The organism is Brevundimonas sp. UBA7506 (assembly GCF_002479495.1).
Lineage (GTDB): Bacteria > Pseudomonadota > Alphaproteobacteria > Caulobacterales > Caulobacteraceae > Brevundimonas.
On the sequence record NZ_DLNQ01000008.1, the window covers coordinates 219,519 to 236,636 of the forward strand.

15 protein-coding genes and 2 pseudogenes are annotated in these 17,118 nt (G+C 67.0%); 6 read left to right on the forward strand and 11 right to left on the reverse strand.

Going from position 1 to position 17,118, the window contains the following annotated elements; translation table 11 throughout:
* The 3 genes and pseudogenes from B3K53_RS16210 to coxB form a co-directional block, all read right to left on the reverse strand.
* Positions 1-131 (reverse strand): annotated as a pseudogene (locus B3K53_RS16210) (hypothetical protein); the annotation flags it as partial.
* Positions 131-943, reverse strand: a pseudogene (locus B3K53_RS08555) (cbb3-type cytochrome c oxidase subunit I); the annotation flags it as partial. The pseudogenes B3K53_RS08555 and B3K53_RS16210, both read right to left, overlap by 1 nt.
* A 23-nt stretch (positions 944-966) precedes the next feature.
* Positions 967-1,935, reverse strand: coding sequence for a cytochrome c oxidase subunit II (gene coxB / locus B3K53_RS08560; RefSeq protein WP_390182474.1), 969 nt, complete (start codon positions 1,933-1,935; stop codon positions 967-969).
* A 249-nt stretch (positions 1,936-2,184) separates the two neighbouring features.
* Between coxB and B3K53_RS08565 the strand changes: the two genes are divergently transcribed.
* The 4 genes from B3K53_RS08565 (at position 2,185) to tldD (ending at position 5,511) form a co-directional block, all read left to right on the forward strand.
* Entirely contained in the window at positions 2,185-2,601 is a 417-nt protein-coding gene (locus B3K53_RS08565; RefSeq protein ID WP_292083787.1) for a PadR family transcriptional regulator, read from the forward strand.
* On the forward strand, positions 2,598-3,164 hold the full coding sequence (locus B3K53_RS08570) for a DUF1700 domain-containing protein (RefSeq protein WP_292083788.1): 567 nt from the start codon (positions 2,598-2,600) through the stop codon (positions 3,162-3,164). Before B3K53_RS08565 ends, B3K53_RS08570 begins: the two co-directional genes overlap by 4 nt.
* Before the next feature lie 19 nt (positions 3,165-3,183).
* Positions 3,184-3,963 carry a GIN domain-containing protein gene (locus B3K53_RS08575; protein WP_292083789.1) on the forward strand — a complete coding sequence of 260 codons (780 nt, stop codon included), beginning with the start codon at positions 3,184-3,186 and terminating at the stop codon, positions 3,961-3,963.
* A 117-nt stretch (positions 3,964-4,080) separates the two neighbouring features.
* Positions 4,081-5,511 (forward strand): metalloprotease TldD, encoded by a 1,431-nt coding sequence (gene tldD, locus B3K53_RS08580; protein ID WP_292083790.1) that lies wholly within the window; start codon positions 4,081-4,083, stop codon positions 5,509-5,511.
* On the opposite strand, the gene B3K53_RS08585 is transcribed toward tldD, so the two are convergent.
* Positions 5,508-6,479, reverse strand: coding sequence for a TraB/GumN family protein (locus tag B3K53_RS08585; protein WP_292083792.1), 972 nt, complete (start codon positions 6,477-6,479; stop codon positions 5,508-5,510). The two genes, tldD and B3K53_RS08585, sit on opposite strands and share 4 nt — an antisense overlap.
* A 148-nt stretch (positions 6,480-6,627) precedes the next feature.
* On the opposite strand from B3K53_RS08585, the gene B3K53_RS08590 reads away from it, so the two are divergent.
* Positions 6,628-8,664 carry a TonB-dependent receptor plug domain-containing protein gene (locus B3K53_RS08590; protein WP_292083793.1) on the forward strand — a complete coding sequence of 679 codons (2,037 nt, stop codon included), beginning with the start codon at positions 6,628-6,630 and terminating at the stop codon, positions 8,662-8,664.
* 135 nt (positions 8,665-8,799) lie between these two features.
* On the opposite strand, the gene B3K53_RS08595 is transcribed toward B3K53_RS08590, so the two are convergent.
* Positions 8,800-10,503 (reverse strand): peptide MFS transporter, encoded by a 1,704-nt coding sequence (locus tag B3K53_RS08595; protein WP_292083794.1) that lies wholly within the window; start codon positions 10,501-10,503, stop codon positions 8,800-8,802.
* Between the two features lie 298 nt (positions 10,504-10,801).
* On the opposite strand from B3K53_RS08595, the gene B3K53_RS08600 reads away from it, so the two are divergent.
* On the forward strand, positions 10,802-11,974 hold the full coding sequence (locus B3K53_RS08600; protein ID WP_292083796.1) for an N-acetyltransferase: 1,173 nt from the start codon (positions 10,802-10,804) through the stop codon (positions 11,972-11,974).
* 30 nt (positions 11,975-12,004) lie between these two features.
* Here B3K53_RS08600 and mscL read toward each other — a convergent pair whose 3' ends face one another.
* From mscL to aroA, 6 genes are all read right to left on the reverse strand, one after another.
* Entirely contained in the window at positions 12,005-12,406 is a 402-nt protein-coding gene (gene mscL / locus B3K53_RS08605) for a large-conductance mechanosensitive channel protein MscL (RefSeq protein WP_292083797.1), read from the reverse strand.
* Positions 12,407-12,425: 19 nt separating this feature from the next.
* A complete protein-coding gene (locus B3K53_RS08610; RefSeq protein ID WP_105562595.1) occupies positions 12,426-12,716 on the reverse strand; it encodes an integration host factor subunit beta in 291 nt (96 codons plus the stop codon).
* Between the two features lie 212 nt (positions 12,717-12,928).
* Complete coding sequence (rpsA, locus tag B3K53_RS08615; RefSeq protein WP_292083798.1) at positions 12,929-14,632, reverse strand: 30S ribosomal protein S1; 1,704 nt, start codon at positions 14,630-14,632, stop codon at positions 12,929-12,931.
* A gap of 143 nt (positions 14,633-14,775) precedes the next feature.
* Entirely contained in the window at positions 14,776-15,453 is a 678-nt protein-coding gene (gene cmk, locus B3K53_RS08620) for a (d)CMP kinase (RefSeq protein ID WP_292083832.1), read from the reverse strand.
* Positions 15,450-15,737: a hypothetical protein gene (locus B3K53_RS08625; protein ID WP_292083799.1), complete on the reverse strand. Its 288-nt coding sequence runs from the start codon at positions 15,735-15,737 to the stop codon at positions 15,450-15,452. The genes cmk and B3K53_RS08625 overlap by 4 nt, the downstream gene beginning before the upstream one ends.
* The gene (aroA, locus tag B3K53_RS08630) at positions 15,730-17,058 is read right to left on the reverse strand and encodes a 3-phosphoshikimate 1-carboxyvinyltransferase (protein ID WP_292083800.1); all 1,329 of its coding nucleotides are present in this window, start codon (positions 17,056-17,058) and stop codon (positions 15,730-15,732) included. The genes B3K53_RS08625 and aroA overlap by 8 nt, the downstream gene beginning before the upstream one ends.
* Positions 17,059-17,118 lie beyond the last annotated feature (60 nt).

A 17,118-nucleotide genomic window follows, 5' to 3' on the forward strand; every position in this document is an offset into this window, starting at 1 on the left:
ATGGTCGACAGCGGCGGATAGGAGGTCCACCCCCCGCCGAAGCCGCGGCCCGGCCCGCCGTCGACGAACATCGACAGCACCAGCAGCACGAAGGCGAAGAAGATCAGCCAGAACGAGATGTTGTTCNNCCGAAGAACCAGAACAGGTGCTGGTACATCACCGGGTCGCCGCCGCCGGCCGGATCGAAGAAGCTGGTGCCGAAGTTGCGGTCCGTCAGCAGCATGGTGATGGCGCCCGCCAGAACCGGCAGCGACAGCAGCAGCAGGAAGGCCGTGATCAGCACGCCCCAGGCGAACAGCGGCATGCGGTGCAGGGTCATGCCCGGCGCGCGCATGTTGAAGATGGTGGTGATGAAGTTGATCGCGCCCAGGATCGACGAAGCGCCGGCGACGTGCAGCGAGAAGATCGCCAGGTCGAACGACGGCCCCGTGTGGCCCATGGTGGAGAGCGGCGGATAGGCCGTCCAGCCGCCGCCGAAGCCCTTGCCCGGGCCGCCGTCGACGAACATCGAGATGACCAGCAGGACGAAGGCGGCGAACAGCAGCCAGAACGAGATGTTGTTCAGGCGCGGGAAGGCCATGTCCGGCGCGCCGATCATGATCGGCGTGAAGTAGTTGGCGAAGCCGCCCATGGTCGCCGGCATGACGACGAAGAAGACCATGATCAGGGCGTGAGCCGTGACCGTGACGTTGTAGCCGTGCTTGGAGGCCTCAACGATCCCCAGTTGCTGGATGATCGTGCCTTCCTTGAACAGCTGGATGCCCGGCTCGGCCAGTTCCCAGCGGATCAGACCCGACAGGGCGCCGCCCACCAGTCCGGTGAAGATGGCGAACAGCAGGTACAGCATCCCGATGTCTTTGTGGTTCGTCGACAGGAACCAGCGGGTGAAGAAACCCGGCTTGTGATCGTGATGATCGTCGTGTGTTGCGGCAGCGGTGGCCATGATCGTTGGGCTCTCGCGTCTTGTTACTGGGCGGCCGGCGCGACGGGCGCGGCAGCGGCTGCGGGGGCCGCGGGAGCGGCGGCGGTCGGGGCGGCGGCGGCGTCAGCAGCCGGAGCGGCGACGACAGCGGCGGCGGGAGCAGCAGCAGCGGCCGCCGCGGCGGCTTCGTCAGCCTTCTTCGTCATGGAACCGCCCTTGGAAGCGACCCAGGCGGCGAACTCGGCCTCGGTGACGACGTTGATCTGGATCGGCATGAAGGCGTGATCAACGCCGCACAGCTCCGAGCACTGACCATAGTAGACGCCGGTCTTCTCGGCCTTGAACCAGGTGTGGTTGATACGGCCGGGGACAGCATCGACCTTCAGGCCGAAGGCCGGCAGGGCGACGGCGTGGATCACGTCCGAGGCCGTGATCAGCAGTTCGACGGTCTTGCCGACCGGAACGACCATCGGCTCGTCGGCGGCCAGACGGTAGAGGTGAGCCGGAGCCTTGTCCTCGGGCGTCATGTTCGAAATGTACTCGGCCACGCCCTGATCGGGATATTCGTAGGCCCAGTTCCACTGGTTGCCGGTGACCTTGACCGTCAGATCGACTTCCGGCGTGTCGTGATAGGCGAACAGCAGGCGGAACGAGAAGAGCGAGATGCCGACCAGGATCAGCACCGGCACCACGGTCCAGATGACCTCGATGACCGTGTTGTGGCTCCACTTGGCCGGAACCGGATTGGCGCGCTTGTTGTAGCGGACGGCGATCCAGATCAGCAGGCCCAGCACCAGCAGGGTGATGATCGTGATGACGGGCATCAGCACCCAGTCATGGAAGAAGATCGCCTCGTGCTTCAGCGGCGCGGCGGCGGGTTGCAGGCCGATGCCGCCCGGGGTCGGTTGACCCAGCAGATCCTGCGCCCAAGCCGGCGCAGCGACGAAGGCGGCAAGAGCGGTCGCGGCGACGCCGCCTCCGATCCGCGCCATGGCTCGCGTGCCCATCCCCATTCGATTCCTCATAAACCGTTTCGCAGCCGATACTTGCGAGCAATTCGCAAACACCCCCCGGGCCCTTGCGGACCTCGGCGTTTCAGGCCGGTCCTTATCGGCTCGGCTTGCGCTTGCCAAGCGATCAAGACGCTCAAGTGACGGGATGAGGCGAAAGTTCGGCGGATTAATTCGCTGTCATGTACCGACAGCTACCTTGCACCGCACGATACCTTGCGATACCCATTCGTCATCAACGAAGGGAACGCCATGCCCGACTCCATCGACATCCAACTGAAGAAAGGCGTGCTGGGATTATGCGTGCTGGCCCTGCTGGCCCGCTCCGACAGCTACGCCTACGAGATCGCCAGCCGTCTGTCCGACGCCATCGGCATGGGCGAAGGCACCATCTATCCGCTGATGCGGCGGATGCAGAGCGACGGTCTGGTCGAGACCTATCTGGTCGAATCGCCCAGCGGCCCGTCGCGCAAGTACTATCGCCTCACCAGCGCCGGCCGAACGGCGCTGGAAGGCCAGACCGCCGAATGGCGCGCCTTCGCCCAGGCCGTCGAGGCCCTGGTGGCGAACACCGCGCCGCACAGCGACGCCATAGCGGCGGGCGCGCCGGTCGAACCGGCCGCCTTGACCGACCAATCCGAAGACGCTCAACGGGGAGCTGAACAATGAACCGCGCAGAATTCCTGGCCCGCCTGAAACGCGGACTGGTCGGGCTGCCGACCATCACGGCGAACGAGATCGTCGCCGACTATGAAAGCCATTTCGCCGACGGCGCCGCCGCCGGCCGCACCGAGGCGCAGGTCGCCGAAGCCCTGGGCGATCCCGATCGTCTGGCTCGCGAACTGAAAGCCGAGGCCAGCGCCAAGCGCTGGACCCAGGAACAGTCCCCGCCCGCCGCCGCCGGCGCCATCTTCGGCATCCTTGGCCTGGGCGCGATCGACATCCTGATCCTTCTGCCCATCGCCCTGCCGATCTTCGGCACGGTCCTGTCCATGCTGATCGGCGGGGTCGGGGTCTTCGTGGCCGGCGGTTTCGTCATGGTGGCCGGCTCCTTCATGGGCCTGCCGGGCGGCGCCCTCGCCGCGGCGCTGCTGGGCGTCGGCCTGATGGGCCTGGGCATCTTCATGGTCGCCCTGATGGCCCTGCTGACCAAGTGGCTGATCGACGCCACCATCTGGTACGCCCGCCTGCACTACCGCGTCCTGAAACCCGCCCTCGAACCGCAAGCCTGAGCCAAGGGAGAATAATGTCATGATCCGCAATCTGCTCATCATCTCCGCCGCCGGCCTGGTTCTGGCCGTTGTCGGCATCGGCGGCGCCTTCGCCGTCGGCGGCCGCGACCTGGCGCGCCATGACTGGACCTGGGTCGTCACCGACGACGAGCCCGGCGACAGCGGCTTCACCATCGAACGCGGCAAGGTCTCGCCCGAGACCACCCGCACCATCGCCTGGGTCGACGGCGAGCGCCTGGCCATCGATTTGCCCGCGGACGTGGTCTATGACCAGCAGGCCGACGCCCCGGGCATCACGATCACGGGGGCCGAGACCGTGGTCAATCGGGTGCGCTTCGCCAACGGTCGGCTGACCCTGGACGAAGCCCCGCGCGGCGACCGGAGTTATGTCCGCTGGACCCGCACCGGCATTCGCGGCTGGAGCGAGACCGACGCCCTGAAGGTCATCATCAAGGCGCCGTCGGTGAAAGCCTTTGATCTGTCCGGCATGACCGAACTGAAGATCCGCGGCTATGACCATCCGACGCTGGAGTTGAGCCTGACCGGCGCTTCCGACGTCAAGGTCCAGGGCCGGGCCGGCGCCGCGACGATCGACGCCTCCGGCTCCAGCGACGCCCGCCTGGACGAACTGATCGTCGACGACGCCAAGGTGCGGGTCAGCGGCTCGGGCGATGTCCGCGTCGGCCCCACGGGCAAGGCCGACGTCGACGTCTCGGGCAGCGGCGACGTGCGCCTGACGCGCCGCCCGGCCGAACTGCGCCAGTCGGTCAGCGGGTCCGGCGACGTCACCCAGGACTGATCCTCCATATTGCAGACGTCCTCACACCCCCTTTCGCCCTGCGGAAGGGGGTGTTCCCTATGCGGAACCGGCGGTCTGCCCCGTGACGGGAGCCGGTCGAGCGCCTATCTAGCCTCCATGAGCACCGTCGCCTCCCCCTCCCCCATCCTCGACGCTTCCGGCGTGGCCCCAGACGAGGCCCTGTCCATCCTGCAGACGGCCCTGGCCGGCGCGGACGACGGCGAGCTGTTTCTGGAAAAGACCGAGAGTGAATCCCTGGTCTTCGACGACGGACGGCTGAAGGGCGCGTCTTACGATGCGGTCGAAGGCTTCGGCCTGCGCGTCGTGGCGGGCGAGACCGCCGGCTACGCCCACGCCAACGAGATTTCCGCCGCCGCCATCCGCCGCGCCGCCGACAGTGCGTCCCTGGCCAAGCGCGGCTACGCCGGCCACGCCGCCGAGGCCCCGCGCGCCACCAATCAGAAGCTCTATGACGAGGTCGATCCCCTCGCCTCGCCCGGCTTCTCGGACAAGATCGAACTGCTGTCGGAAATCGACGCCTGGGCCCGCGCCCGCGACCCGCGCGTGGTCCAGGTCTCGACCTCCATCATCGGCGAGCGCCGCGCCGTCGAGATCCTGCGCGCCGACGGCCGCCTGCTCAGCGACGTGCGCCCCCTGGTCCGGCTGAACGTCTCGGTCACGGTCGAGCGCGACGGCAAGCGCGAGAGCGCCTCGTCCGGCGCCGGCGGCCGCGCCGGCTTTGAAGCCTGGATCGCCCCCGACCGCTGGCAGGGCCAGATCGACGAGGCCCTGCGTCAGGCCCTGATCAACCTCGACGCCGTCGACTGTCCGGCGGGCGAGATGGACGTGGTCCTCGGCGCCGGCTGGCCGGGCGTCCTGCTGCACGAAGCCGTCGGCCACGGCTTCGAGGGCGACTTCCACCGCAAGGGCTCCTCGGTCTTCAGCGGCAAGATGGGCCAGCGCGTCGCCGCTCCGGGCGTCACCGTGGTGGACGACGGCTCCATCGCCGGGCGTCGCGGCTCCCTGTCCTTCGACGACGAAGGCACCCCGACCTCGCGCACCGTCCTGATCGAGGACGGCATCATGGTCGGCCTGATGCACGACCGCCTGTCGGCGCGTCAGCTGGGCGCGAGCGCCACCGGCAACGGCCGTCGCCAGTCCTTCGCCCACATGCCGATGCCGCGCATGACCAATACCTTCATGGAAGGCGGCAAGGATTCGAAGGCCGACATGATCGCCAGCACCAAGCGCGGCCTCTACGCCGCCAACTTCGGCGGCGGCCAGGTGGACATCACCAACGGCAAGTTCGTCTTCCAGTGCACCGAGGCCTATCTGATCGAGGACGGCAGGATCACCGCCCCGGTGCGCGGCGCCACCCTGATCGGCGACGGGGCCACGGCCCTGACCCACATCCAGATGATCGGCGACGACTTCGCCTTCGACCCCGGCGTCGGCACCTGCGGCAAGTCCGGCCAGGGCGTCCCCGTCGGCATCGGCCAGCCCAGCCTCAAGATCGGCGGCCTGACCGTGGGCGGCACGGCGGTCTAGGGGACGGCCGTCGTTACGACGGCCTTCCACGCCGGCCCCTCGATCTCGTAGCCCTGAGCCTCCAGCGTATCGAGCACGCCGTTTGGTTCAGCCAGGACGCGCAATTGGGCGACGGCCAGGGTCACGCCGGGTTCGCCCAAGGCGGTCTGCACCGCCTCGGCCCACTGACGGCGTAGCAGGGGCGCGATCTCAGGGTCGCCCCAGGGCCAGCACAGACCGAGCGCCTGCTCCAGCGGCTGAGCCATGACCTCTGGCACTCGGCGGGCGCGCCAGTCGGCGATACGGGCGGCGGCGCCCTCCGGCCCGGCCTCGGCGGCCGAAAGGGCGCGTTCCACGCAGGTGGCGTAGGTGGCGGGCGGGGCGGTGATCAGGCTGTCGACGATCTCGTCGCCGCGCACGGTCCCGACCGGGCGCACCGGGATGCGGGCGTCGCGCGCCGCCTTCTTGACGACGTCGGTGGCGTTGCGGGCCCTGCCCCGCTCATAGCCGGCCTTGTCGTTCATCAAATCACTACTCAGGATCATGAGGCTGTTGGTGCGCCAGCCGTCGTTTCGCTGATCCGCCATAATCGTCTCGAGTCGCGCCTGAACCTCGGGCGACAGATAGTCGGCGGTCGTCGTGCCCTTGGGCAGGGTCGCCACCGTGCGGATACGCCAGATCAGACGAAAGACGTCGGCGACCGAGGCCCGGCCTTCCTGAGGGAAGAGAATCCGTTGCGCGCGCCGCGTCGCGTCCTCAAGGGCCTCGGGCCGCCACTCGACGTCGCGCGGCACGCCGCTGATGGCGCCGACCAGGATCAGGGTGCTGTCGCCGCGCGTCACCTCCCAGATCGGGGCGTCGGTGCGACGGGCCGTGACGACGATCTCGTCCACCGTGGTCGCGAGCGTCTCGCCGTCCTGCGCTTGAGCGGTAGCGCCGACCGACAGCGAGAGAACAAGCGCCGAAAGAGCGAGGATACGTGAGATCATGTCAGATGGCGTAACAGTATCCAGTCAGGCTGTAATCTGACTATTCGGTAATGCTGTCCGCGATTTAATCCACCTGTCCGGCTTGTAACTGGAGGCTGGGCCTCGCTGCCGTCACACCTTCCCCACGACCGAGGGAGAGGACGACGCCATGACCAAGACCATTCTGCTGGCCACCACCGCCGCGCTGGCTTTCGCCGCTGCAGCCCCGGCCATGGCCGAGACCACGCGCGCGCCCCAGACCGCCGAGGCCAGCGACCAGGGCGTCCTGATCTTCGCCCCCGACTTCTTCAAGGACGCCCGCCCCAACACGGCGCTGGACATGGTCAACCGGATCCCCGGCTTCTCGGTCAACGACGGCGACGGCGCCCGGGGCTTTGAAGGCGCGGTCGGCAACATCCTGATCAACGGCTCGCGTCCGGCCTCCAAGAACGACACCGGCTCCAATGTGCTGAGCCGCACGGTCGCCGCCCAGGTCGAGCGCATCGAACTGGTTCGCGGCGGCGCCCCCGGCATCGAGATGCAGGGCTATTCGGTCGTCGCCAACGTTATCCTGAAGACCACCTCCAGCCGCGAACACATCCTGACGACCAACGCCAGCCTGTTCGAAGGCGGCCAGGATCTGTTCGGCGGCTCCTATCAGTTCACGGCCCGCGAGGGCGACCGGACCTGGGGCGTGACCCTGAGCGACGGCATCTCGTCCAGCGACTCCAACGGCGCGGGCTACGTCGTGCGCTCCGACGCCGACGGAAACGTCCTGCGCAACGAACAGTATTACAACGACGGCTACGGCGGCGGGAACTCGATCCGCGGCAACTATTCCAGCCCCTTCATGGGCGGCAAGATCGACCTGACGGCGCGATACGGCATCAACGACTGGCACAACCTCAACCGCCAGACGGCGCCGGGCGTCCTGCGCGAAAGCTTCTATGACAACGACGGCAAGAGCGGCGAAGTCGGCGTGGTCTATACGCGGCCGCTGAGCGAGAAGCTGAAGCTGGAGACCCGCTTCATCCACGAGTTCGAGGAGTTCGACAACGTCTCCACCTCGCGCAACCGCGACGGCGCCGTGGTCAGCCCGGAACAGCTGTTCGCATCCAACGGCAATGGCTCCGAGACCATCCTGCGCGGCCTGGTCCGCTATGAGCGGTCGCCCGCCATGGACTTCGAAGCCGGCGGCGAGGTCGCCTACAACATGCTGGAGACCGAGCAGGCCTATTCCGTCGGCGGCGTGGCCGTTCCCCTGCCCTCGGCCTCGGTCAAGGTCGAGGAGACGCGCGGCGAGCTGTTCGGCAAGGGCACCTGGCGCATCAATCCCAAGTGGACGGTGGAGAGCGGCCTGCGGCTGGAATCCTCGACCATCAGCCAGTCGGGCGACGCCTCGCAGGAAAAGAGCTTCTTCTTCGCCAAGCCGCGCATCCTGGCCACCTGGACGCCCATGGCCAATACCCAGGTCCGCGCGCGTTTCGAGCGCACCGTGGGTCAACTGGACTTTGACGACTTCGCCGCCTCGGCCGAATTCGCCGATGAAAGCGTCTTCGGCGGCAATGTGAACCTGTCGCCGGAGTCTCGCTGGATCAGCGAGCTGACGTTCGAGAAGCGCTTCTGGGGCGAGGGCATCGTCAGCCTGGGCCTGCGCCACGACGAGATCACCGACGCCATCGACCTGATCCCGCTGGACGGCGGCCTGGCGGCGGTCGGCAACATCGGCGACGGCACCCTGGACCAGCTGTCGCTCAACGTGACCATCCCGACGACGAAGCTGGGCCTTTCGGGCGGCAAGTTCGGCTTCCGCAACACCTGGAACAAGACCGAGGTCACCGACCCCACCACGGGCGAGACCCGGCCCATCTCCGGCGTGCGGCCGACCCAGGCGACCGTCACCTTCCAGCAGGACATCACGTCGTGGAAGCTGCAGTGGGGCGGCGCCTGGATCCCGCTGCTGGGCCAGAAGAACTACCAGCCGGACCAGGTCTCGGGCTGGCGCGGCACCGACTATTACGAGATGTGGGCCGAGTACAAGCCGACCCCGACCCTGTCGATCCGCGCCCAGGTCAACATCTGGAACGACTTCGATCAGGAGAAGATCGTCTTCGCCAACCGCCAGACCCGGCCCGTGGCCTTCGTCGAGGAGCGCTTCGTCGATCCTCGCACCTTCTGGCAGATCCGCGTGCGCAAGACCTTCTAGGGCTCAAGACCAAGACCCCGGCCCGTCTCCTGGAGGAAGCACGGGAAAGAACGGGGCCTCCCCCCGGACCAACTGAAAAGGGCGGCGCCTCCTGCGAGACGCCGCCCTTCTCTTGTCGATCGGGATGTCAGGCGATCAGTGGATGCCCGCCATGCCCTTCTTCAGCAGCGGCGACAGCACCAGCAGGACCACGCCGACGACGACGCCGGTCCAGCCGATGGTCCCGAAGATCGAGCCATAGGTCTGCAGCGCCAATTCGGGGCTGGTGACCACGCCCGCGACGGTGTCGGTCGAGGTGGCCTGGGCGATGAAGCCGGCGGCGATGTGCGCCACGGAGCTCGACAGGAACCAGACGCCCATCATCAGGCCCACGACGCGATCCACCGACAGCTTGGTGATCATCGACAGCCCGACCGGCGACAGGCAGAGCTCGCCCATCGTGTGCAGGAAGTAGGTGAAGAACAGGAAGATCAGTGGCACGCGGAAGTCCACGTTGGCCTGGGTCGTCGAAGCCCAGGTCAGCAGCAGGAAGCCGGCGCCGACCAGGACCAGGGCGAAGGAGAACTTCACCGGGGTCGAGGGCTCCATGTTGCGCTTGCCCAGCCACACCCACAGGGCGGCGATGATCGGACCGCCGATGACGATGATGCCCGGGTTGAACATCTGGGTCATGGGCGCATTGAACCACGACGGCATGGCCGTCGACTGGTCGGCGAACAGGGTCAGCGACGAACCGGCCTGTTCGAACAGGGCCCAGAACAGCACCGAGAAGAAGATCAGCGTCAGGGCGACCAGCATGCGGCTGCGCTCGGTGCCGCGCAGCTTGAACACCACGTAGCCGACCACCGAAGCGAAGATGAGGCCGGCCAGCCAGGGCAGGGCCGTCTCGATGATGTGGTGACGCTGCATCAGCAGCCAGACCGGCAGGACGGTGACCAGGCCGCCGATCCAGAAGACGGCCTCGAACGGCACGCCGAAGACCTTGCGGGTCTTGAGCATTTCCGGCTGCGGCGGGCCGCCGCGGCCTTCCAGCCAGCTCTGGCCAAGGATGAAGGTGATCAGACCCAGGGTCATGCCGATGCCGGCCAGACCGAAGCCATAGGCCCAGCCGTACTTGATGCCGAGATAGGAACAGGCGGCCGTGGCCAGGACCGAGCCCAGGTTGATGCCGACGTAGAAGATGGTGAAGCCGCCGTCGCGACGGGGATCGTTCTCTTCATAAAGGGCGCCGACGACGGTCGAGATATTGGCCTTCAGGAAGCCCACGCCGACGATGATCAGCGACAGGGCGAAGAAGAGGACCGGCTCCCCAAAGCCGAGGTCGCGAACGGTTTCCAGCTTGTAGCCGTCCGTGGCGGTGAAGGCCGGGAAGCCGCTCGCCTGGGCCACCGCCGGAACAGCGGCGTCAGCCGCGACCGCAGCCGCCGGCTCGGCGCCAACCCTGGACACGCCTTCCGGCGAGATCGTGATCTGGGTGCGCTCGTCGCCGTTGACGGCGAAGATGGCGCGGTTCTGATCGCGGCCTTCGACCTGAAGCTCATAGGTCGTGGCGCCGATGGTCAGGTTCTCGCGACCGCCCGTGCCTTCAAAGGCCATCATGAAGTGGCCGGCGACGAGCAGGACGGCGCCGATGATGACCGCCTTGCGCGATCCCAGATACTTGTCGGCCAGCATCCCGCCGACCACCGGCATCAGATAGACCAGCGCGGCGTAGGCGGCGTAGATGCCCTGCGCCTCTTTCGGGCCGAACAGGAAGTGCTGGGTCAGATAGAGGACCAGCAGGGCCCGCATGCCGTAGTAGGAAAAGCGCTCCCACATCTCTGTGAGGAACAGGACCACCAGCCCCCGCGGGTGTCCAAGAAACGTCTTGCGAGGCGCCGCCGAAAGCGCGCCCCCCCCATCCGTCGTGCTCAACGGCGTTCTCCCAAATGCTGCGCCCAGACTGGCGCATTAAGGCCGCAGAAACAGCACGACGAGGCCATGCGGACAAGCGTTAACGCCGCGACCCGTCATCGCAATGACGCATTTTCAGCACACCAGGCGCAACCTTGGATTGTTTTAAGCGCTTCAGGAGACGAGGTGCAACTCAAGGCTGGGCCGAATCGTTAAGGCACAGCTGACCAAGGATCCGACCCCCATGGCCGTCCGCCGCTTCGTCCCGTCCGACATACCCGGCGTGAACCGGCTGCATCGCGACGTCTGGTGGCCGGAACGCTCTCCCGAGGGATGGCGCTGGCTGGAAGACAACGCGGCGCGACGCGAGATGGACGCTCCTTCCGGCTGGGTGATCGAAGACGTGGACGGCGCTCCCAAAGCCTTTCTCGGCAACTTCATTCAGCGTTTCTGGATCGGTGAGCGGATCCTGTTTGGAGCGACCGGCTTTTCCGTCATCGTTCCACCTGATCAGAGGGGCGGAAGCCGCGACCTTCTCAGCGCCTTCATCGCCCAGCCAAACTGCTTTGCGCGATACACGCTGAACGCCAACGCCCGATCCAGCCCCCTGTACAAGAAGTTCGGCATGGCCCCCTGGCCGATCGCGACCCACGGGCTGAAGCTGTCATGGGTCATCAACCCCGTCGCCTGCCTTTACGGCCGCGCCCTGCGCCGGCTCGTGGCGCGCGAGCCGCGCGCCGCGCGCTGGCTCGGCGAACAGCTGATGCCGGGCCGTCGGCGAGCCCTCGACATGACGGGATTGCCTGGCGGGATCTCGGAACTGACAGACCTGTCGGACGCCTCGCCCTACGCCGACTTCTGGACGGCCCTGCGCGACCAGGGGCGGCTGACGGCGGACCGAAGCCCGGCCATGTTGCGCTGGCGGCTGTCCGACCCTGATCTGACGGTCCGCCCGCTTCACCTGGCGCGCCGCGTGAACGGGGAAATCACCGGTCACGCCCTGGCCCTGCTGGGCAAGGGCAATCCGATTGAGCCGCCGATGCTGGAGATTCTCGATCTGGCAGCCCTGGATCGAGACCGGCAGGCGATCCCGGCCCTGGTCGGCGCCCTGCTGAAACTCGCCCCCGCGCTCGGCGCGGCCAAGGTGCGGCTCCAGGTCGTCTCGGAAAGCACCCTGCGCGATCTCGGCGACCTGGCGCGCAGCGCGCGGCGCGAGGGCGGCTGGGGTCACTGCCATGCGGCCTTCACGCCGGGTCTCCTGGGGGCAGGGGGTCAGGACGTCGGCGGCTGGCGTCCGACCCCGTTCGACGGCGACTATTCCTTCTGCATCCGGCCCCTGCCCCCGCGCGCGCCGCGCGGTCAATGGCGAAGGCTATCGGACAAGAACGTTCCGACCGGATCGAAGGCCTCGGCCTGAGCGCCCGCAGTTCGCCTCGAGCGTCCAGCCCTAGGGCCGCGCCTTCAGTTCGTCGCGGATCTCGGCCAGCAGGGCCTCGGTCGGAGTCGGGGCGGCGGCTTCCGGCGCCTGTTCCCGGCGCATCTTGTTGATGCCCTTGACCAGAAGGAAGACGACGAAGGCCACGATCAGGAACTGGATCAGGGTATTGATGAAGGCCCCGTACTGGATGGCCACCTTTTCGACGCCGGCCGCGGCGTCCGCAGGCTTCAGCACCCATTCCAGGTGGGCGAAATCGACCTTGCCCAGCAGGAGGCCGATGGGCGGCATGATGACCTGATCGACCAGGCTGGTGACGATCTTGCCGAACGAGGCGCCGATGATGACGCCGACCGCCAGGTCGACGACGTTGCCGCGCGCGGCGAATTCACGAAACTCGGTCAGCAGGCTCATTTCAACTCAGTCTTTCGTTTTAGGCGTCGCCGGACGCGTTCAGGCGCTCGCGAAGTTCCTTGCCGCTCTTGAAGAAGGGCACGGCCTTGGCGGGCACTTCCACCGTCTCGCCGGTGCGGGGATTGCGGCCGACCCGCGCAGGGCGGCTGCGCACGGAAAAGGCACCGAAGCCCCGAAGCTCAACCCGTCCGCCGTCGGACAGGGCCTCGGTCATCTGACCCAGGATGACGTTGACGACCCGTTCCACCTCGGCGTGGGTGAGGTGGATGTTCTCGGCCGCCAGCTTCTCGATCAGTTCAGACTTGATCATTCAGGCCCCCGCCCGTGGCTGTTTCAGATGCAGTCGCTTCCGTTCAGGTCCGCACCCTAACCGTCTGACGCCACAGGAATAAAGAGGGCGCATCAGATTAAGAGCGATTCTCAAGGGGTAGCCTCGCCATTGGCGCGGGTTCTTGCCCGTCACGCAAGAAAAAAGGCGGCTGGATTGCTCCAGCCGCCCCATTTTCTGGTCGAAGAGGACGATTAGTCCTTCGAACCGGCCTTTTCGCGAAGCGCGGCGCCCAGGATGTCGCCGAGCGAAGCGCCCGAGTCCGACGAACCGAACTGTTCGATGGCCTCGGCCTCGTCCTTCATTTCCAGCGCCTTGACCGACACCGAGACGCGGCGCGTGGCCTTGTCGATGCCCGTGATCATGGCGTCGATGCGATCGCCGACGGCGAAGCGTTCCGGACGTTGCTCGTTGCGGTCGCGCGACAGGTCCGACTTGCGGACGAAGGCCGTGACCGGCGCGTCGTCTTCACCGAACTTGACTTCGATGCCGCCCGTTTCGATCGACGTCACGGTGACGGTGATCTGCTGGCCGCGCTTGTAGACGTCGCCTTCCATCGGGTCGCCGCCGAGCTGCTTGACGCCCAGCGAGACGCGTTCCTTCTCGATGTCGACGTCCAGCACCTTGGCCTTGATCGTTTCACCCTTGCGGTAACGCTGGATGGCTTCTTCGCCCGAGACGTTCCAGTCCAGGTCCGACAGGTGGACCATGCCGTCGATGTCGTTGTCCAGGCCGACGAACAGGCCGAACTCGGTGGCGTTCTTGACTTCGCCCTCGACGGTCGAACCGATCGGGTGAGCCTCGACGAAGGCTTCCCACGGGTTGTTCTGGGCTTGCTTCAGGCCCAGCGAGATGCGGCGCTTGGCGCTGTCGACGTCCAGGACGATGACTTCCACTTCCTGCGAGGTGGAGACGATCTTGCCCGGGTGGACGTTCTTCTTGGTCCAGGACATTTCCGAGACGTGGACCAAGCCTTCGACGCCGGCTTCCAGCTCAACGAACGCACCGTAGTCGGTGATGTTCGTGATGCGGCCCGTGTACTTGGCGTTGACCGGGTACTTGGCTTCGACGCCGTCCCACGGATCCGACTGCAGCTGCTTCATGCCGAGGCTGATGCGCTGGGTGTCCGGGTTGATCTTGACGATCTGGACCTTGACGGTGTCGCCGACGGCCAGGACTTGCGACGGATGCGAGACGCGCTTCCACGACATGTCGGTGACGTGCAGCAGGCCGTCGATGCCGCCCAGGTCGACGAACGCACCGTAGTCGGTGATGTTCTTGACGACGCCTTCGCGGACTTCACCCTCTTGCAGCTGGCCGACCAGCTCCGTGCGCTGTTCGGCGCGGGCTTCTTCCAGGATGGCGCGACGCGAGACGACGATGTTGCCGCGCGGACGGTCCATCTTCAGGATGGCGAAGGGTTGTTCCTTGCCCATCAGCGGGCCGACGTCGCGGACCGGACGGATGTCGACTTGCGAGCCCGGCAGGAAGGCCGAGGCGCCGCCCAGGTCGACGGTGAAGCCGCCCTTGACGCGACCGACGATGGCGCCGTTGACCGGCTGACCTTCGGCGAAGACGACTTCCAGACGGGTCCAGGCTTCTTCGCGGCGAGCCTTGTCGCGGCTGATGACGGCTTCACCCAGGGCGTTCTCGACGCGTTCCAGGTAGACTTCGACGTTGTCGCCGACCTTCGGGATGACGGCGCCTTCGCCGATGCCGAATTCACGGGCCGGGATGCGACCTTCGGTCTTCAGACCGACGTCGATGATGATGATGTCCTTCTCGATGCCGACGACGCGGCCGTGAACGACCTGGCCTTCGCCAAGGTCGCGACCCTGCAGTTGTTCGTCGAGCAGCGCGGCGAAATCGTCGCGCGAGGGGTTGAGAGTGTCGGTCATGGAACTCTGGGGTTGAGGCGCGCGACCGGATGGCCCCGCGCGGGTGGATAAAGGATGGAAAAGGGAAAATCAGGTCGTCAGGACGCGAGGCCGGCGCAAGAGGGCGCGAACAGATAAAGCCAGAACGCCCGCGGAAGCCGAGGTCAGGAGCGTTGGATTTGTCCAGCGAGGTCTACCCCAGCCCGGACACGCGCCGCCTCGACGATACGGCGGGCCGCATCGAAGGCGGCTTCTATACCCAGATCGGTCGTGTCCAGCAAGACCGCGTCCTCGGCCTGGACCATGGGGGCGGAATCCCGTCCCGAATCCCGCTCATCGCGACGGCGGATGTCCTCCAGCATGTCGGCGAAGGCAATGTCCTGCCCCCGCGCCGTCAGCTGCTTCCAGCGGCGCTCGGCGCGAACCTCGGGCGTGGCGGTGACATAGAGCTTGGCCGCAGCGTTCGGGGCGATGACCGTGCCGATGTCGCGGCCGTCCAGGACGGCGCCCCCGGGCTGAGCGGCGAAGTCCTGCTGCAGCTTCAGAAGCGCGGCGCGCACGCCCGGATGGCTGGCGACCCGGCTGGCTGCCTCGCCCGCGTCGCGCTCGGTCAGGCGCAGGTTATCCGCCAGGCCGACGATATCCAGCGACAGGGCCGCCGCCTCGGCCGCTGCGGCGTCGCCCAGGTCCTGACCGGCGTCCAGCACCGCCAGTCCCACCGCCCGATACAGCAGGCCCGTATCCAGATGCGGCAGGCCGTAGTGCGTCGCCAGGCGCGCGGCGATGGTGCCCTTGCCGGATGCAGCCGGGCCGTCGACGGCGATGACGAGCGCTTGGGTCAGGAGTTTGTCTTTCTTGTCACGTCACGAAGAGCGATCAACAGGCAGAAAACGGCAAAGGCGCCAGCTGCCAGAACCGAGACACTGTAGAAGCCGCTCAGGCCCCAGAAGACAAGCGGCTTGTCGCTGAGCGCGACATCGGGCCCCTTGCCGTGCAGCAGAATCCCCGCCTGCCAGCTGCGCCACAGGAAGCGCGCGCCCTCCAGACTGCACCACGCCATGAAGCAGGCGGCGAGCACGAATTGAAACCAGGACCCAAGGCCGGACTTCTTTCGCGCCCTAGCCATGGCCTTCGCCGATGTCGGCGCCCAGCCCATTCATCATATCGACGAACCCGGGGAAGCTGGTGGCGATCATTTCCGGGTCCAGCACCGAGACGGGTTGCTCGGCGCCGAGGCCGAGGATCAGGTGGCTCATGGCGATGCGGTGATCATGGGCGGTGGCGACGGTCGCGCCGCCCTTGACCGGACCACCGGTGACGATGAAGCCCTCGGCCTCTTCCTCCACCGCGACGCCGCAGGCGGTCAGGCCGGCGACCATCAGCGAAATCCGGTCGCTCTCCTTGACCCGCATCTCGCCAATGCCGCGCATGATGGTGCGGCCCTCGGCATAGGCGGCGACAGCCGACAGGATCGGATATTCGTCGATCATCGAGGCGGCGCGGTCTTCCGGCACGATCACGCCCTTGAGCGCGGAATAGCGGGCCGTGATGTCGCCGACGTCCTCGCCGCCGCTGACACGGCGGTTGGCGATGGTCAGGTCGGCGCCCATCTCGATCCAGGTGTCGAACAGGCCGGTGCGCTGCGGGTTCAGCATGACGCCCTCGACCGTCACCTCCGATCCCGGCGTGATCAGGGCCGCCGCGAGGGGGAAGGCCGCCGACGAGGGATCGCCCGGCACCGCCACATGAGTTCCGCTCAGCGTCTGTCCGCCCGTCAGGCGAATGCGCCAGCCCTCGCCCTCCTCGGTCACGTCCACCACCGCCCCGAAGGCGCGCAGCATCCGCTCGGTGTGATCGCGGCTCTTTTCCGGCTCGACCACGACGGTCTCGCCCGCCGCGTTCAGCCCGGCCAGCAGGATGGCCGACTTGATCTGGGCCGAGGCCACCGTCTGCACGTATTCAATACCCGTCAGACCGCCGCCGTGCAGGGTCAGGGGCACGCGGTCCTCGGCTGCGTTCCAGTCGAAACGGGCGCCCATGTCGGCCAGAGGCCCGGTGACGCGCCTCATCGGCCGTTTCCTCAGCGAGGCGTCGCCGTCGAAGGTGGCGCTCAGCTCATAGCCGGCGGCGGCGCCCATCAGCAGACGCACCCCAGTCCCGGCGTTGCCGCAGTCGATGACCGAAGCCGGCGTCGTGAAGCCGCCCTGCCCGGTCACGCGCCAGCGGCCTTCACCCAGCCGTTCGACCTTTGCGCCGAAGGCCTCGACCGCGCGGGCGGTGGCCAGAATGTCGTCGCCTTCCAGCAGGCCCTCGATCTCGGTCACGCCCTCGGCCATGCCGCCGAAGATGAGCGAGCGGTGCGACATCGACTTGTCGCCGGGCGCGCGGACGGCGCCCTTCAGGGAAGCGACAACAGGACGCGCAGTAAGGGTCGAAGAGGCGGTCACCTGGCCAAAAACTCCAATTGTTCAGGAAACGCCGCGCTGGCGCGGATAAGAAGGCTTTTG

What these genes read in the sequence shown, in the direction of transcription:
- coxB (WP_390182474.1), bottom strand. Translation starts at nt 1,935, where the DNA reads ATGGGGATGGGCACGCGAGCCATGGCGCGGATCGGAGGCGGCGTCGCC.
- B3K53_RS08565 (WP_292083787.1), top strand. Translation starts at nt 2,185, where the DNA reads ATGCCCGACTCCATCGACATCCAACTGAAGAAAGGCGTGCTGGGATTA.
- B3K53_RS08570 (WP_292083788.1), top strand. Translation starts at nt 2,598, where the DNA reads ATGAACCGCGCAGAATTCCTGGCCCGCCTGAAACGCGGACTGGTCGGG.
- B3K53_RS08575 (WP_292083789.1), top strand. Translation starts at nt 3,184, where the DNA reads ATGATCCGCAATCTGCTCATCATCTCCGCCGCCGGCCTGGTTCTGGCC.
- tldD (WP_292083790.1), top strand. Translation starts at nt 4,081, where the DNA reads ATGAGCACCGTCGCCTCCCCCTCCCCCATCCTCGACGCTTCCGGCGTG.
- B3K53_RS08585 (WP_292083792.1), bottom strand. Translation starts at nt 6,479, where the DNA reads ATGATCTCACGTATCCTCGCTCTTTCGGCGCTTGTTCTCTCGCTGTCG.
- B3K53_RS08590 (WP_292083793.1), top strand. Translation starts at nt 6,628, where the DNA reads ATGACCAAGACCATTCTGCTGGCCACCACCGCCGCGCTGGCTTTCGCC.
- B3K53_RS08600 (WP_292083796.1), top strand. Translation starts at nt 10,802, where the DNA reads ATGGCCGTCCGCCGCTTCGTCCCGTCCGACATACCCGGCGTGAACCGG.
- mscL (WP_292083797.1), bottom strand. Translation starts at nt 12,406, where the DNA reads ATGAGCCTGCTGACCGAGTTTCGTGAATTCGCCGCGCGCGGCAACGTC.
- B3K53_RS08610 (WP_105562595.1), bottom strand. Translation starts at nt 12,716, where the DNA reads ATGATCAAGTCTGAACTGATCGAGAAGCTGGCGGCCGAGAACATCCAC.
- rpsA (WP_292083798.1), bottom strand. Translation starts at nt 14,632, where the DNA reads ATGACCGACACTCTCAACCCCTCGCGCGACGATTTCGCCGCGCTGCTC.
- B3K53_RS08625 (WP_292083799.1), bottom strand. Translation starts at nt 15,737, where the DNA reads ATGGCTAGGGCGCGAAAGAAGTCCGGCCTTGGGTCCTGGTTTCAATTC.